Here is a 16,925-nt window from a genome sequence, read left to right as displayed (position 1 = left end):
TGGTGGATGTACTATCTTGGAACTGCGTCCGACAAGCGCGACTACATGGGATTGGCATTCTCCGGGGATCTGCTTCATTGGAGCGATGCGACAGCGCAGCCGGTGCTGCCTCGCCGAGCCGGTGCATTCGATTCGAGAGTTATGGAACCTGGTCCGCCGCCGATCGTCACCGATGCTGGAATCCTACTTATCTACAACGCTGCTGACGATAAGCTGGTGTACACCACGGCGTGGGCTCTGTTCGACAAGACTGATCCGAGCAAGCTGATCGCGCGAGCAGAAACGCCGTTCCTGCGCCCGCAAACCGACTGGCAGCGCGTAGGTCAGGTTCCTAATGTGGTATTCACGGAAGGCATGGTGAAAGACAAAAGCAAAGACGAGTGGTGGATCTACTATGGCGGCGCCGACAAGTACATTGGAGCCTCGCGAATTCGAATCTCGATCACACATTAGTCCTGACGCAAGACCACGTCGATTCGGGTGCTCCCCCGCCCGGATTCGAGTTTGTGCTATTTGCGCGCAACGTCCAACATGGATTCAAGATTGTGGAAGCATTCCTGAATCACTTCCTCTACGGACTTTCCATTGGTATCGATCGACGCATCGGCTCTTCTGTACAGCTCGTCGCGCTCCGCGAGAATGCGTTCTAAATCCGACATTGCTTCGGCACTCTGCGCCATGGGCCGTATGTCGCCTTGCGCAATCACACGGGACATGTGGTCCTGCGGCGTAGCCCGAAGCCAGATCGTGTAGCAGCTCGTGAGCAGCAGGTCATATGTAGAGGGTTCCGACACCAGACTGCCGCCGGTTGCGACGATAAATCTCTGCTGCGTGCTCAGCAGGTTGTCCAGGCAGCGTCGTTCGAATCGTCGAAATCCGCTCTGTCCGTAGAGGTCGAAGATCATGCTTAGGGAGATGCCGCTGGTCTGTTCAATCAGCCCATCGAGCTCGAAGAAAGGCAGCTCCAATTTCCTGCTAAGGAGCTTGCCGATAGTAGATTTTCCGGCGCCGCGAAGACCAATGAGCGCGATGCGATGACGGCGATCATTCTCACTCCTCTTTTTGCCGAATCGCTGGAATAGAAGCTCTTGTGCCTCGCGCAACTCAAGCGGCTCCAGTCGCTGCAGAAGACTCAGAGCGCGTTCCATTTCGACAGAATGTTCGTGTGCGCCGGGCAGCATAGCCTCAAGCGACAGATTGAGCGCCTGCGAAATCTGCCGTAGGATCAGCACCGAAGCGTTCCCGGTTCCGCTCTCGAGTTGCGCGAGAAATCGCTCCGAGACGCTGGAGTCGGTGGCCAGCATCTTTCGCGTCATCCCGCGGCGCGCACGGGCTGCGCGAACATTCTCGCCCAATAAACGCAAGTATTCGGAGTCGCTCTGCTCTGGCGGTTTAGTCTCCGGTCGACCGGTTGGTTGCACCAGCTCCGTTCCGTAGTGGGACACTCTACTCATTGCAACAGCTCAAAATGGACGTCGGCAATAACGTCGCGTAAGGGAATTCTTTTCGCTTCAGCAAGACTTGAGATCGCGGCTAAAGCATTCCATCCTGATCCACACGACAGTATTTTGACGTCCTCAAACGGATATTGATCCTCGACAACAACAAATTGTGCAGCCTGCAGCTCTTTCAACAGCGCATACATGGATTCAACATCCAGGCCTGTGGATTCGTACAGCTCAGGAAGGTAAGCAACATCGGTCCTCCGATCCTGCCCGCGTCCGTGGTATGCCATCTCTGCGATGTGCACGAGAAGCTTGCGAGCACGTTCTGAAATGGAACGAAGCCGTGCCGCGAAGTTGCGCAGATCGTCCAAATGAATGGAGCACTCTGACGTCGTCGTGGCTGACAGTACGTGGTCAGTATTGAGACTGTTCTGTGTCATCGTTATCAAGATCTGTAGTCCGGAGTACCGAGCGCTCTCGCCCGACGAACTGTGAAAATCTGTTGTGACTCGCGCGTTGTACAGCAACTTGCATCTCGTACGCCGGCGAGGGCTGCTAGCAGCGAGAAGCCAGTAGCGACTCGCTAGTTAAACCTCACATACTCGAAGTCAATTGGTTTGCCGTTGATTCCGCGAGCGGGTGGGGCGATCCAGTTGGCGAACTTGCCCGGTTCGACCACCTGCCCCATAAGCGATTGGATGTATTGATGGTCGCTCTCCGAGGGCATCCAGTTGTCGCGCTGTCGATTCCAGTCAGCTTCGGGGATTACCTGACCGTCTGGACTGATAAATTGTCCAGCGAAGTTCCCAATCTTACGGTGAAAGCCCATGTGCGGCAGCTTGAACCGAAATGGGATTCCCAACTGTTCGGGAATGCGGTTCCACCGATTGAGCCCGCCCTGAATCTCATCTATATAGTCGTCACGCAAACGAGCGTTGAGCGCGGTCAGCGCGGGAACCCGCTTCTCGATGATTTGGCCCTTCTCCATGTCGAGCACCTTGTAGTCATCGGAAGCAAGCCGGTGGTCGTCGCTGCGCTTGCCTTCCTCATAGCGGCCTTTCAAGCCGGTGGTGTAATAGGTAGCGGCGTTTGAAGAAATGTCCGAGCCGAACAGATCGAGCGTCACGCTGTAGTGGAAGTTCACAAACTTCTGCAGCGTGTACAGATCGATTACTCCGAACTGGCGTCCCTCGTTGGGATCACTGAGGCCATGTTGCTTCATTAACTCACAGGTGCGTTGCACCGTGCGAGCGACTCCCGACTCGCCGACAAACATGTGGTGCGCCTCTTCGGTCAGCATGAAGCGGCAGGTGCGCGAGAGCGGATCGAATGCTGACTCCGCGAGCGACGACAGTTGGAACTTACCGTCGCGATCGGTGAAGAAAGCAAACATGAAGAATGCGAGCCAGTGACGGGTCTGCTCGTTAAAGGCCGTGAGAATACGCGGATTATTCGTATCGCCCGAGCGGCGCTCGAGCAAGTACTCGGCTTCTTCGCGCCCATCTTTCCCGAAATAGCGATGGAGAAGGTAGACCATCGCCCATAGATGTCGTCCCTCTTCGACATTCACTTGGAAAAGATTGCGCATGTCGTAGAGCGAAGGTGCAGTTTTTCCGAGCAGGCGCTGTTGCTCTACCGATGCCGGTTCGGTGTCACCTTGCGTAACAATGATGCGGCGCAATGTCGAGCGATATTCGCCGGGAACGTCTTGCCATGCGGCCTCGCCTTGATGATCGCCAAAATGGATCTTGCGATTGTCATCGCGGGGAACCAGAAATATGCCCCAGCGATACTCGGGCATGCGTACGTAGCCGAAGTTAGCCCAACCGTCTTTTTCCACGCTGATGGCGGTGCGCAAATAGACCTGAAGATCCGAAGTGCTGGCCGGGCCAGTGTCGTTCCACCAGCCAAGGAATGCCGGCTGCCAGCGCTCCAGCGCGCGCTGCAACGTGCGGTCGCTGGCGAGGTTGACGTTGTTGGGGATCAGTTGTGCGTAATCGATGTTCATTGCGACATCTCCGACATGGATCCGCCCGGATCCACGTTACACCCGCTCCCAGTTGAACTTTGCTTTGTTCCCACTTCCGTACACCTTCAACGCTCCGGTCTGTCCAACTGCGTTCGGACGGATAAAAATCCAGTTCTGCCATGCCGAGAGGCGACCGAAGATTCGCGTGAGCATCGATTCGGGCTGAGCGAAGCGAAGATTGGCTTCGAGACCGGTGAGTGCATCGGGTGAGAGCGCCACGCGAGATTCGATCGCCAGGCGAAGCTCGGCGGGCCAATCCAGATCGTCGGGAGCGGCGGTTATTAAACCTGCTTCAGCGGCTTCCTCCGCAGAAACCTTCTTGCCGATCAGAGCACGCAGAGCTTCGATCTTCTTCTGGTCACCATAGAACCGCGAGATCAGTCGCGGTACTCCACTGACTGATTCCAACAGGCAGCATCGGGAGACGTCCGCCGCGGCGGACTGCGTCTCTACATCCCGGCATAAGTCGAAATTAATCTCCGACAGCGCGATGAACGTGCCTTCAGGATTATCGGAATTGTTCAGCATGTAGCTGCGATCGGCGGCTAAAGCCAGCTCGAACAACGTTCCGGCAAAGCAGGAGCCCTCTTCAATGACGGCATACATCGATCGGGAAGCGACATCGAGCCGCGCGAGAGTGCGACGCAGCATACTGATCACCTCCCGGACGAACCAGTTACCGCGATGTTTAATCAGTTGACGATCGATCTCGAGCACCGCGTCCGCATTGCCGCTGGTTTTTAAAATCCACAGACCAAGTCCAAGTTCATTAGTGCGCAGGCTCAGAATGGCATCGTCGAGCTCACGGGCCATCTGCAGCGGCCACCAGCTCGCGCCTGCTTGCTTGATTTCAGAAAGGGATTTCGCGGTAACCGATTGCGGAGCACGAACCGCAATCGTCGCGCTGCGTCCCTCAGGATCGAAAGTCACATCGACGTGCTCATAGTGATAGCCGTGGTCGTCGACGCTGCGCTTGAGCGGCGTGAGTTCCACTCCGCTCTCGTTTTGCGGACGGTCGCTGTGCGCGGCCAGTTCCTGGGCGCGCTTCTGGATATGGTCATTCCACTGCGCCGGTTTCACGACCTCATCAACCAGCCGCCAGTCTTTTGCTCGCTGGCCTTGAATGCCTTCCGGCACCGTACAAAAAATGTCTGCAAGATCGCGGCGGACTTTGCGCTTATCGGTTACACGCGTCAGCCCTCCCGTTCCGGGAAGGACGCCCAGCAGCGGAACCTCAGGCAGGCTCACGGCTGAAGAACGATCATCGATCAGAATGATCTCGTCGCAGGCAAGGGCCAGCTCGTAGCCTCCGCCTGCGGTGGTTCCGTTGCATGCCGCCAAGAACTTGATGCTGGAGTTGCGGCTGGCATCTTCAATCCCGTTGCGCGTCTCATTGGTGAATTTGCAGAAGTTCACTTTCGACGCGTGAGATGAACTGCCGAGCATATAAATGTTTGCGCCAGAGCAGAAGACGCGTTGCTTGGCGCTGGTGAGGACCACAGCGCGAACCTCAGGATGTTCGAAGCGGATGCGCTGCAAAGCATCGTGCAACTCGATGTCAACGCCTAGATCGTAGGAGTTCAGTTTAAGCTTGTATCCAGGACGGATGCCCCCTTCCTCTTTCGTGTCCATTATTAAGCTGGCAATCGGTCCGGCGAACTTAAGCTGCCAATGCTGGTAGCGGGAAGCATGCGTCTGAAAATCGACGAATTGTGTCTGCTTGTCTGGATCAACGGCGAGCGCGGTATCCATTGAGAACTCCTAGACTTCTAAAATAGAGATGCATTATAAAGCATGTCAAGCGCAAGAATTGAAAATGCGTGTGCAGTATTATGCAGCGATGCGCTTACCGGGACCGTACCCCTCCGCCCTCCCCGAACGCCGTTTCGTAAGTACATTCGATTAACACGTTATAAGATTTTCGGCCATACTTCTCCGTTCTAAAACGCAAGATCTTGCGGTTCGCCAAACCGGAAGCTTGCGGTTTTGACTCTTCAGTCACCGGCTTCGACTGAAACGGGTCGCGTCTGAGTTGCACAATAGTTCCTGCGTCGCGGGATTTGTTGCGGAGTCGGAGCCCACTGCATCCTTGTGCTTGTCGCCTCCAAAGTCGAACTCTATTTGGTACTCCGAAAACGAGAGCCATTGCAAGATTTGTCGGTTGTTCTCGGTTGCTCTAACGAAATTGGAGTCGTCGTTGAGGAAAACAAAATTTGCCGACCCTCATCTCTCAACTTATGCCCATTCAGGCGGCAGGAACGAAACCAAAGTTGATCGACGAATATATTGGCCTCGTGAACAGCAAGACGGGCTGCCAGTGTGGCGCATATGCGCAGTCCGGTAGGATGGGAAGAACCGGGGCAGCGTCCCCAGTTTGATGAATTTACGATCGTGCTCAAAGGAACAGTGCGCGTGCAGCAACAGGACGGAACCCTCGATGTTCAAGCGGGACAGGCAGTAATCGCGCATCGCAGAGAGTGGATTCAGTATTCAACTCCGAACGCAGCCAGTCTGCCTGCCGGCATTTTCTCCGGACAAGGTACATCGGGACCAATAAAACACTGACCCAAGTTCCCGGCCGCAGTGAACCCATACTTCAGTCTTGACAAGAGGCACCCACTTCGACCAGTATGCTCGCCGCCGATTTGCGGAATACGATACATTGTACCGTAATGCGGTATAGCACGACGCTGGAGTCTTCTGCGGCTTAGCTGCGATCAGACATGAACTAGCGCAGCGAGCGTTGCTGCAATCACCAAGCTGAACCCGCGTCTCTGCTCTTTACAAAACGAGAGGGTGAAATGTCAGCGATCGATTTGAAATCCAGAACGCTGCGTGGCGTTCTTGCGTGTGTGTTGGCAGGTGCTGCGTGGATGGCGGTAGTACGCTCCGTGGCCGCGCAAATGACCATCACCGGCCGCTTCTCCGGAACGGTAGTGGATACTTCCGGTGCGGCCATTCCCGGAGTAACAGTCGCCGTGGTCAATTTGGGAACTGGGCTCACGCGCACCGTTACAACGGATGCCAGAGGCTTTTATGTAGTAACCGACCTCCCGGTTGGAAATTACAGTCTGGCCGCAGAGCAAAAGAGCTTCGGCAGAGAAATAAGGACTGGCTATCACATCGATCCCGATGCACGCGTGACCGTGGACTTCACCCTGAAGCCGGGCGCCGTCACCGAAACCGTTGAAGTGACGGGAACAGGCGAGACCGTGAACACAACTTCGGGTGAGATCTCGCGGGTTGTGGACGCGCAGCAGGTGGAAACCCTGCCGCTCAATGGCCGCAACTACGGGCAATTGGTCACGCTGATGCCGGGTGCCGCGGTCACGGATGAGGACGAGATGGCGGTTACTACTGGTCTTACAGCGAGCCCATTTTCGGTCAACGGCATCCGCAGCGATCAAAACCTGCATACCGTGGACGGCGGCTTCAATCTGGATTCAGGTTCCAATGGCAGTTTGATCAACAACGTTGGCCTCGATTTCGTCCAGGAGGTAAGCGTAAAAACCTCCAATTTTTCCGCCGAGTACGGACGCTCCGCCGGCGCCGCCGTTAACGTAGTGACAAAGAGTGGAAGCAACCGTCTTCACGGCGGTATTTCCGAATATTTTCGCAACGATTATCTGGATGCAGTGAACTACTTCTCCCGGGATCAAGTCAGCGGAGCGGCGATCAAGCCGCCGCTGCGCTTCAACAACCCCACCTGGCAGTTAGGTGGTCCCATTAAGCGCGACAAGCTCTTCTTCTACGTCGGCGAGCAGTGGAAGTACTTGCGCTCCTCGACGGCTCCGGTCAAGGTGACGATGCCTACGACGGCCGAGCTCTCTGGCGACTTCCGCGATTGGAAGTACAACACCTTAAAGCTGACCAAGCCCGCAAGTGCTCCCGCCGGCTGCACAATTACGAATAACGTACTCAGCCCGCAATGCATCACCGCAGATGGAGCAGCAATCGCAAAGCTTTATGGCGCGATGGAACAGCAGGCAGCCTCGTTCACTAACACCGGCACGGGGAGCAACACAATCTATCAGAACGCTCAACCGTTCGACTCCCGAGAGGACTTCGCGCGCGTCGATCTCTCGCTGACGCAGAAGCACAACATTTATCTGCGCTACATTCATGACGAGTTCAGCATCCTGCTGCCCAGCGGGTTTTCCTGCGCTACCGACGTACCAAGCTGCCCTGAAGACCGCAGGCGTCCGGGCACGAGCTACCAAGTAGCGCACACCTGGACGATCACGCCGACGCTGGTGAACGAAGCCAAGATCAATGCTTCCTGGAATGGGCAACGCCTGAATCCGGTAGGTGACTCGTGGAAGCGCAGCACCTACGGTTTCGTATTTCCGCAGTTGTTCCCCAACGGTGGGGGACGCTTTCGCAACAGCATTCCCGACATCATGATGTCCACCTTTCAGACTCTCAAGGGCCAGTCACACGCGTTGCTCTCTCCGACAACCGACATAGCGCCGGGGGACAACCTCACTTGGAGCCACGGGGCACACACGCTGAAGACCGGAGTGCTGGTCATTCGGAATCGCAAAGATCAGAACGCGCGTTCGCTGTATGCAGGGGCGATCACCTTTACCGGGACCGGCTCCAATTCATCCGGCAATTCGCTCGCCGATGCTTTGATGGGTAACTTCAATAAATATGAAGAAGCCTCCGACGATCCCGTCGGGCACTTCCGTTTTACGCAATATCACGCTTACGTGACTGACAACTGGAAGGTGCTGCGCAATCTCAGCCTGGAGGTGGGAGTCCGTTATCAGTACTTCGTCCCATGGTACACGCAGGCAAATAACCTGACGAACTTCGATCCTGCGCTCTACGATCCATCAAAGGCGGTGACACTCAAGCTTGACGGCACCATCGATACGACGAAGGGCGGCAATCCCTTCAATGGCCTCATCCGAGCCGGCAGCGGTGGCGCACCCAGTGCAATTCCGGATGGCGCAACGCGCGGGCTCTATCAAGGTCAGAGCACGTGGGCGCCGCGTTTTGGTTTTGCTCTCCAACCCTTCAACGACAACAAGACTTCAGTTCGCGGCGGTATCGGCCTTTTCTATGACACACCCGAAGGCAACATGATCTTCGATGAGGTCGGCAATCCGCCATTCTCAAGCAGTGCGGTCTTCAATACAGCAAGTCTTTCCAATCCCGCCGGTGGAGCGGCGCCAAAGGCAGGCGGATTGAGCATTTCGGCCATCGATCCAAATCTGAAGCAGGCCTACAGCATGACTTATAGCCTGAGTGTGCAGCGTGAATTGCCGTCTGATGTTTTTCTTGAAGTCGCATATGTTGGCAATCAGGCGCGACACTTGATGCGCAAACCCGACATCAACATGCCAAGCATCGCAACCATGCTAGCCAATCAGACGCTGCCATCAACACAAAAGGCTACGGCTCTGGATGCGCTCAGGGCATATAAGGGCTACTCCACCATCAACATGTTCCTGAGCGATGCCATCTCCAACTACAACGCTTTGCAGATCTATGCGACGAAGCGTAAAGGAGACCTCACGCTGACTGGCAGTTACACCTGGTCGAAAAATCTCACCGACAGCGGGGGCGGCAATGAAGACGTTCGCAACAGCGGTGCCAGCGACAATATCGAAGATGCCACCATGCGCTTTTTGAACTATGGTCCGGCTCTCTTCGATCACCGCCACATTTTCGTTACTACGTTCAATTATCGCTTGCCGTCCTTCCGCAGTGAGAGCGGTTTTCTAGGAGAGACGCTGGGAGGCTGGGAACTTGGCGGTTTGACCCAGCTACAGACTGGCGGGCCCTTCACCGTGACCGGCAATAGCACATTTGCTGGTTTGACCCTGCCCTCGTCCTCGCGGCGCCGTGCTGATTACCTTGGTGGGCCAGTTCAGATCGACGGGCCCAACGCGACGCAATGGTTTAATAGCGCTGCATTTGCTCCGGCTCCTGACGGCCGCTTGGGCAACAGCGGCGCTGGTCTGGTGCGCGGACCGGGTCTGTACAAATGGGATTTCTCTCTGCGCAAGGAATTTGGACTCGGCAGAGAGGATCTGAAGCTGCAATTTCGCGCAGACGTCGTAAACGCTTTCAATCACACGAATTTCCGGTTTAGTTCGCAAACCTCGGAGCTAGTGAATAACACCAACATCTCCAGTGGTGACTACGGACATCCGACTACGGCGGGACCACCGCGGCAGATCCAGCTTGGGATGCGGCTGACGTTCTAGGCATTGCTGTCCTGTCTCGTGCCCGGTCCCCCTATACGGACCGGGCTTTCGTTTTGGCACTCAGTCCTGGTCTCGTCCATAACGCCAAACAGGTCGTATACTTCGTGCCACCCTTTGCACAGATTGATGTGAGACGAATCTCTTCGGCTCACGTCAATTGCTAAGGAGGATCAGGAGGTACACGTGTCTCCTATCGCCCTCAACGTGAATGGCAAGACGCAAGACGTCGATGCCGATCCTCAGACTCCTCTTCTCTGGGTTCTTCGCGATAACCTGAATCTTACGGGCACTAAGTTTGGATGTGGCCGCGGGCTTTGTGCGGCGTGCACCGTCCACCTGAACGGACGCGCGACGCGCTCGTGCATTACTCCGCTCTCGACGGTGCAAGGCAAACGTGTTACGACGATCGAAGGCTTGTCTCCGGATCGTAACCATCTTTCCGCAGTACAGCAGGCCTGGATCGCCGAGCAGGTCCCGCAATGCGGCTACTGCCAGTCGGGATTCATCATGGCGGCTGCCGAACTGCTCGCGCGCAAGCCACAGCCCACTGACGACGATATCAACGAGGCGCTCTCGGGCAATCTGTGCCGATGTGGAACCTACGTTCGCATCCGCCGAGCGGTTCATCGTGCTGCCGAAATCACAAGGGCCGAACTGACGCGTGCTGCGAAAGGAGAACTCGCATGAGCGCCAACGTTGTAACTCGTCGCGACTTCATCCGCGGTGGCGCTGCGCTGGTCATTGGATTTTCGCTGCCCTTGGATGTAGCGTGCCAGAAAGAGGCCAAGCCTATGGCGAATCCGCTAAACGCATGGTTGAAGATCGCTCCAGACAACAGCGTCACGCTCATGCTTGCCAAGTGCGAGATTGGTCAGGGGATCATGACCACACTGCCCATGATCCTCGCGGACGAAGCCGACGTGGACTGGAATCTCGTGCGGGTTATCCATGCCGACACAAATCCGGACACTTATGACATGAGTACGGGCGGGAGCGGCAGCACGATAGGTCAATTTACTCCCATGCGCCAGGCGGGAGCGGCTGCCCGACAGATGCTCATCTCCGCAGCCGCGCAACACTGGAACGTCTCGCGCGAAAGCTGCCGTACAGCGAAAGGCATTGTGTATTCCGGATCGCAGAAGGCAACTTACGGCCAGCTGGCTGAGGCTGCATCCAAGCTGCCGATTCCCGATTTGAAATCAGTTCCGCTGAAGGATCCGAAAGAGTTCATTTACATCGGCAAGCCCGTGCCTCGGGTTGAGATTCCATCCAAGTGCGATGGTTCTGCTCAATTTGGACTCGATGTCCACGTGGCTGGGATGGTGAGGGCGGTCATTGCTCGTTGTCCCTATTACGGAGGCAAGCTCAAGAACTTCGATGCCGCCAAAGCAAAGGCCGTTCCAGGCGTCATCGATGTGATTTCGATTCCTGAAGTCTCGAATGCCCATACGCGGGCGGGAGTCGCTGTTGTGGCAGAGAATACCTGGGCAGCGATAAGAGGACGAGATGCATTGGTCGTGAACTGGGACGGCGCTAAACCCGAAGACACAAGCGATGCGCTGCGCCAGCGCATGGTCGCGTTGGCGAATAATCCAGGAAAAGTGCTGCGCAATGAAGGAAACGCTACGGATGTGATCGCGAAGTCCGCGAAGAAGGTCGAGGCAGACTACGAGATGCCGTTTCTCGCGCATGCAACGATGGAGCCGATGAATTGTACGGTGCACGTGCGCTCCGATGGAGCCGAGGTCTGGGCGCCAACACAGTCTCCGGAGTGGATTGCAGGCGCCGTGGCCCAGGCGACGGGGCTTTCATCCAAGTCGATCGTCGGGCACACAGTGTTGAGCGGCGGTGGGTTCGGTCGGCGTTATCAGCTCGATTTTGCTGTTGAAGCGGCGCTAGTTTCGAAGGCGATCGGCAAAGCTGTGCAGGTGGTCTGGACGCGCGAGGACGATATGCGCTTCGACTTCTATCGTCCGGCGAACTATCACAAGATGGCTGGAGCGCTCGATGAAAACAATCGCCTCATCGCCTGGCACCACCGGATTGTCTCTACATCTATCCGCGATTTCTGGGGCGGCAAATCAGAGGGGCAGGAGATCGAAGGCGCGATCGATCTGCCCTATGCGATTCCCAATATCCAGCTGGAGTACGCTGCCGCGGCAACCAGCGTTCCACGCGCCTGGTGGCGCTCCGTAGCGAACTCCTTCAATGGATTCGTAGTGCAGAGCTTCGTCGACGAACTCGCGCATGCCGCCAAACAAGATCCGGTGCAGTTCCGACTGGCGCTGCTCCCGGATCGGGAAGTGAATCCCAACAGCAAGGAACCGGAGTTCGATCCGCATCGCATGCGCGCCGTGATTCAGGAGGCAGCTACACGTGGCGACTGGGGCAAGCCGGCGCCCAAAGGCGGCGCTCGCGGATTTGCGGCGCACTATTCATTCGATACCTACGTCGCGCAACTTGCGGAAGTGTCAGTGAATAACGGAAATCTCCAGGTACATCGCGTTACTTGTGTGGTGGACTGCGGACGTGCCGTGAATCCTGATGGAGTGAAAGCTCAAATGGAAGGGGGGATTGTCTTCGGTCTTGCTGCCGCTCTGTATGGAGAGATCACTGTGAAGGACGGGGCGGTAGAGCAGGGAAATTTTGACGATTACCCTATCGCGCGCATATTCGAATCGCCTGAAACCGAGGTATTCGTTCTAACCAACGACAATCGACCCACGGGCTGTGGAGAACCAGGAGTGCCTCCGATCGCTCCGGCGGTGACCAACGCCATCTTCGCGGCGACAGGACAGCGCGTTAGAAAGCTGCCGATTCGCTTGACCTAGGCAGCGACCAAGGCAAACGTTTGTAGATGTGCGCGAATAAAATCACTTGATGTTTGCCTCGGTCACGCAGCTTCGGGTCCGATCACTCTGGTTTCTCCGGTTGTTCTTTTGGAGGAATTATCTTGCCCAACGCCAAGTAGTACGGGCGCCGGGATTTCTTGGCGGACGATTGTTAGTGGATGCTCGCCGCACGTTCTGGCTCTCAGTGCTTGGGAGAGTGAAAAGGCGATGAAAACCTTCCGCAGATCTGGCGCGCACGCTTCTGTCATGCCTCGGCTTCCGAAGTGGTGTGATGAAGCTTCTTATGCACATTGGAATCCGGAGAGCTCCGAAGTTCCGAGTTGGCAGGACGCTTATGACCACCTGGTCCGGGAAGGACGTCTCTCTCGGGTCGAGTGTCCATCCCCGGACCACCAGGCGCAATGGTTCCGGCCTCCTCGTCGGTTAAACCCGCTGATCGGACACAACCTTGTGCCGGTCCGTCGTTCTTGACCCGCTGACAGTCACATCAGCTCCCGACTCGGAACGGAGATCCAAACGTCGCGCACAGTCGAGCAGCATTTCGCTTTCCCATTTCGGCCGAAGCGGATTTTTTGGATGCGCCCGGTCAGACGGAATCCTGCCCATCAAGTGCAGAAAGACTGCTGCAGAATGCTTGTAGGCGGGAACCGGGTCGCGAAAGGCGATGTTGCCCAGATGCTGCAGAGCGTCCGAGAGGGCGTAATATGCTGGTGCCCCAGCCTCCCAAAGGCGGTCGCGTTCGGCGAACTTCTCCGGAGCGAATGTTGCAAGTCCAAGCAGGTAGTCTGAGCCGTATTCGATTATGTTGATGCCCAGATCGTTGCCGGTGTAGATCGCGAAGTCCGGACGTCTCTCGTCGCGCAACGCCAAACGGCTGAATTCCCGAATGCGATCGAGGGAGGAGTGCTTCATCCCTTTCATTTCGGGAATATCCAGCAATCCCTTTACCGTCTCATCGTCGAAGATCTCCCCGTTTGGCGCGAATATGTTACCGAGTTCAAACGCCAAAACACTCTCGTATCCTTTGCACAAAGCCGCATAAACCGCGATCTTTTCGCGCGCCGATTTGCCCTGCAGCCGGGCCGTCTGAAATAGAATCGGAGTGCCGCCGAAGTTGATGATCCGATCCATCGCGCGCCGATAAAGCGCGACTATATCGCCAGCTTCTCCTTCTATATATGCCCCGGCTACAAAAGTGTCTTTGCCCAGAGCCTCTCGCGTCCATCGCAGGACATCCTGCTTTTCTGAAGCACTGAGATAGTTCACGTAGCCGGTGTCCATATTCACAGCATTCATCAGGCCCGCGCGCTGCGTTGACACAAGATGTTGCTGAAAGGCTTCGACCGCAATCATGCCTTCCGATGAATATGGAAGCAACGCGGCCGCGATGCCGGTGACCTTGCGCCGCAGCTTCTGCCGGTCGCGGATGGAATCAATTGTCATTTCCTGCTTCCTGGATGGAGGTTAAAGCTTCCGATGCGACATCGAGATTTGGTCGAGTTGCGGGATTGGATTTCGTCTTGGCGTTTCTCAAGAGTTCTCCCAATTCGGAATCTTTATAGTAGGGATCCAGTGGATAGCAACCTGAAGGTAAGCCATTCCGCGGAGCCGTGGTGCAATCGCTGAAAGTGCGGCAAATTCGCTTGCGCTGCATGGGTTGACCTTGTAACGCGTCCCACAGAATCTCGGGGTACGAGAGTACGACTCTGCCGAGACCAATGAAATCGATCCAATCCTCACGAACTGCTGCCTGAGCCACTGCCGGAAGAAAATCCTGTAGATAACTGTAGCCGGAGCCCACAAATATGATTTCGGGGAAATGCGCTTTCAGATCCCGTGCAATGGTCAATTGTCGAGCGACGCCGGCCAGCGGATCTTCAGGCGGCAAGTACCCGTCGGAAGGCGGATACAATGCAGGCCTCTGAACATGTGGGTTGTAATAAGGACTTCCCGCCGTGAGATTCACAAGCCGAATGTCCAGTTCCTTGAGTAACGAGAGAAACTCGATGGGCTCGCGCAAGTCTGGTTCAATCGGCAGCTGCTGGTTTACTCCAAAGCCGAATCTGTAGGGAAGCAGTTGGCCGTAGTCTTCGGGAATGCCGGGTCCCGGCTTTCCCGACGACGATAGCTCTGGATCCGGCTTGAAGGGCACAACGTCAAAAGCTGAGAGTCGCACTCCGACCTGCAAGCCCGGCGCCGACGCGCGAATGCCTTCTACCACCTCGTGCAAGAATCTCGTGCGATTCCCGAAGCTGCCGCCGTACTTTCCCTCCCGGGTGTGGGCGCTCAGAAACTCGTGTCCGAGGTATCCATGGCAGTGCTTCACATCGACAAAGTCGAAGCCGAGCTCCCATGCAATACTCGCGGCGCGATGGAACTCGCCAATGATTTGCTCAATGTCGAAATCGCTGAGGATGGGATAATCGTTGGGCAGTCCCGTCCGCCGATCCAAAATAGGATGCCGATAGAGGATTCGCGGCTCAGCACGCTCCTTCAGGTTAGGACGACTGAAACGTCCGGAATGCGTGAGCTGCAGGCCGACCAGCAATCCATCGTCGGAGCCGGTGGTCTGCCGATGTTCGGCAAGTAGCGCGGAGCGCAGGCGTTCCAGTCCCTTGCGCGAGTGTTCAGCGGCCACAAGTTGATTCGGACTAGCACGGCCGGCGTGCGAAACCGCGACCGCCTCTCCGCCCCAGACCAGTTTTGCGCCGCTGCGCCCAAACCTTTGCCAGCGGCGTAGTGTCTGCTCCGTGGGATTGCCATCGGCGGCACCGTCCCACCCTTCCATGGGCTGGACTGCGATGCGATTCGCGATGCGGATTCCTCCACTTTCAAGAGGCCTGGCCAGCGGTGAATCGGAACCGCTGAGCACTTCACGATCGCATGGGATCTCTACACCTAAAGACCTCAAGTGGGTTTCAAAGCGTTCCACCGTGTGCATGCTCCCGATTCGTGCGATCGCATTCGTGTTCATGCTTTGGCTTTCTTCGGCAACATCATCGCAATGCCGGCGCCCAGCAGCGCTATGGCCACCAGCAGACTAAATCCTGCGGTGTAGCTGCCAGAGATATCGCGCAAATCTCCCACAACCCATGGAGAAACAGCTTCAGCAACTCCGTCTGCTGTGAGTATCACTCCCAGCAGCGTGCCCAAAATCTGCAAGCCGAAAATCTCCGCGGTCATCAGGGGAATGATCATGTAATCTCCGCCGAGCCCAATGCCAAATAGTATGGCGAATGCATACATCGGTACCGTAGCAGGAGCAAGAAATAGAAATGGAATTGCACTTGCCACTAGCGTGTAAATCAAAAGCATTACGTACTTAACCGAAAAATGATCGGCTAACCATCCCATTAAGAGCCGTCCAACCATGCTGAACGTGAGCACAAGAGAAAGGATGCGAGTCGCGGCCTCCTGAGAATAGTGCTGATCGAGGCTCAAGAACAATTTGAGATTTTGCTGCGTTCCGCTGACCGCGGCGATCGAGCACATGCTGGCTGCGATAAGCAGATACAGCGCTGTTCTCTTAAATGCCGCCCGAACTCCGGAATGCGAAGTTGTGGTCGGTGAAATCGAGCGCTGCGCGGGCACATCTCGCACTGAGAGGGCCAGGGGAAATGCGAGAACCACGATCAAAACGCCCAGCAGCTTCAACGCGGCTTGCCATCCGAATCGCTGCACCAGCAGATGCGAGATCCACGGTGACACGGCACCACCCAGTCCAATTCCCAGATAGGCGATTCCCATCGCCTTGCCCCTGGATCTCTCGAAGCAGCGGGAGAGCAGTACCTGGTTCGGCAGCGGCCCGGCGCAGACGTATCCCAGGGCATTGAACACGTAAAAAACGTAGAACATTCCTAAACTGGAAATGCCACCCAGTCCCACCAGCGCCGATCCGGCGAGCAGAATCCCTACCATCATCAGCTGACGCGGGCCGAAACGATCGACCATCCATCCCGCAAAGAATCCGAATGCAGGGCCCACGATCAGTTTACTGATGGCATTTCCCGAGGTGACCTGTGCGCGCGTCCATCCAAACTGCCGCACCATAAAGTCATAAAAGAACGGCAGTCCCCAGAGCGATAGTCCAACGATGCAGAAGAGCGCAATGAAGGCCGTCACGAGCACCTGGAGAGCGCCCCGATAGGCGCTCACGTCTCGGTCGATCGTAGTGGAGATAGAGTTCACCGCAGTCCGAAAGCCGTTACACGACAAACGACTTCATAGAAACCAGCTATTTGTATTGTCCGCCATAGATGCAGGTTCTCTTCGGGAAATCATTGCGTAAAACCGCAATCGCAAGAGATATCCGGTCAGTCTCCATTAAGGCACTTCCGCTTATCTCCTCTATGCGGAATCATGGCTTAATCTGATGGGAGGA

Annotated in this window: 12 protein-coding genes and 1 pseudogene; 6 read left to right on the top strand and 7 right to left on the bottom strand. The window is 56.1% G+C overall.

Features of this window, described 5'->3' with window-relative positions:
* Nucleotides 1–453, top strand: a 453-nt coding sequence (locus DMG62_16265) for a glycosidase (protein PYY21953.1), incomplete at its 5' end; no start/stop codon positions are given.
* 56 nt (nt 454–509) lie between these two features.
* Here DMG62_16265 and DMG62_16260 read toward each other — a convergent pair.
* The 4 genes from DMG62_16260 to DMG62_16245 are packed head-to-tail and all read right to left on the bottom strand — an operon-like array spanning nt 510 to nt 5,226.
* Nucleotides 510–1,454, bottom strand: coding sequence for a transcriptional regulator (locus tag DMG62_16260; GenBank protein PYY21945.1), 945 nt, complete (start codon nt 1,452–1,454; stop codon nt 510–512).
* A complete protein-coding gene (locus DMG62_16255; protein PYY21944.1) occupies nt 1,451–1,972 on the bottom strand; it encodes a hypothetical protein in 522 nt (173 codons plus the stop codon). The genes DMG62_16260 and DMG62_16255 overlap by 4 nt, the downstream gene beginning before the upstream one ends.
* A 56-nt stretch (nt 1,973–2,028) precedes the next feature.
* Nucleotides 2,029–3,453 carry a benzoyl-CoA 2,3-epoxidase subunit BoxB gene (gene boxB, locus DMG62_16250; protein ID PYY21943.1) on the bottom strand — a complete coding sequence of 475 codons (1,425 nt, stop codon included), beginning with the start codon at nt 3,451–3,453 and terminating at the stop codon, nt 2,029–2,031.
* Between the two features lie 36 nt (nt 3,454–3,489).
* Nucleotides 3,490–5,226, bottom strand: coding sequence for a benzoyl-CoA-dihydrodiol lyase (locus DMG62_16245; protein PYY21942.1), 1,737 nt, complete (start codon nt 5,224–5,226; stop codon nt 3,490–3,492).
* Nucleotides 5,227–5,687: 461 nt separating this feature from the next.
* Here DMG62_16245 and DMG62_16240 point away from each other — a divergent pair.
* From DMG62_16240 to DMG62_16220, 5 genes and pseudogenes are all read left to right on the top strand, one after another.
* Nucleotides 5,688–6,031: pseudogene (locus DMG62_16240) on the top strand (cupin).
* 244 nt (nt 6,032–6,275) lie between these two features.
* Nucleotides 6,276–9,692, top strand: a complete 3,417-nt coding sequence (locus DMG62_16235; protein ID PYY21941.1) for a TonB-dependent receptor — start codon at nt 6,276–6,278, stop codon at nt 9,690–9,692.
* Nucleotides 9,693–9,884: 192 nt separating this feature from the next.
* Complete coding sequence (locus DMG62_16230) at nt 9,885–10,379, top strand: (2Fe-2S)-binding protein (protein ID PYY21952.1); 495 nt, start codon at nt 9,885–9,887, stop codon at nt 10,377–10,379.
* Complete coding sequence (locus DMG62_16225; GenBank protein ID PYY21940.1) at nt 10,283–12,523, top strand: hypothetical protein; 2,241 nt, start codon at nt 10,283–10,285, stop codon at nt 12,521–12,523. The genes DMG62_16230 and DMG62_16225 overlap by 97 nt, the downstream gene beginning before the upstream one ends.
* Before the next feature lie 228 nt (nt 12,524–12,751).
* Nucleotides 12,752–13,015, top strand: a complete 264-nt coding sequence (locus DMG62_16220) for a hypothetical protein (GenBank protein ID PYY21939.1) — start codon at nt 12,752–12,754, stop codon at nt 13,013–13,015.
* Here the strand turns inward: DMG62_16220 and DMG62_16215 are convergent.
* From DMG62_16215 to DMG62_16205, 3 genes are read right to left on the bottom strand one after another with little or no spacing between them, the layout of a single operon-like run.
* On the bottom strand, nt 12,968–13,987 hold the full coding sequence (locus DMG62_16215; GenBank protein PYY21938.1) for a dihydrodipicolinate synthase family protein: 1,020 nt from the start codon (nt 13,985–13,987) through the stop codon (nt 12,968–12,970). The genes DMG62_16220 and DMG62_16215 overlap by 48 nt on opposite strands.
* Nucleotides 13,977–15,518, bottom strand: coding sequence for an NADH:flavin oxidoreductase (locus DMG62_16210; GenBank protein ID PYY21937.1), 1,542 nt, complete (start codon nt 15,516–15,518; stop codon nt 13,977–13,979). Before DMG62_16210 ends, DMG62_16215 begins: the two co-directional genes overlap by 11 nt.
* On the bottom strand, nt 15,515–16,759 hold the full coding sequence (locus DMG62_16205) for an MFS transporter (GenBank protein ID PYY21936.1): 1,245 nt from the start codon (nt 16,757–16,759) through the stop codon (nt 15,515–15,517). The genes DMG62_16210 and DMG62_16205 overlap by 4 nt, the downstream gene beginning before the upstream one ends.
* Nucleotides 16,760–16,925 lie beyond the last annotated feature (166 nt).

It is taken from the genome of Acidobacteriota bacterium, from assembly GCA_003225175.1.
Classification (GTDB): Bacteria; Acidobacteriota; Terriglobia; order Terriglobales; family Acidobacteriaceae; genus Gp1-AA112.
The sequence above is the reverse complement of the archived record's forward strand: the minus strand, read 5'-3'. Positions and strand labels throughout refer to the sequence as shown.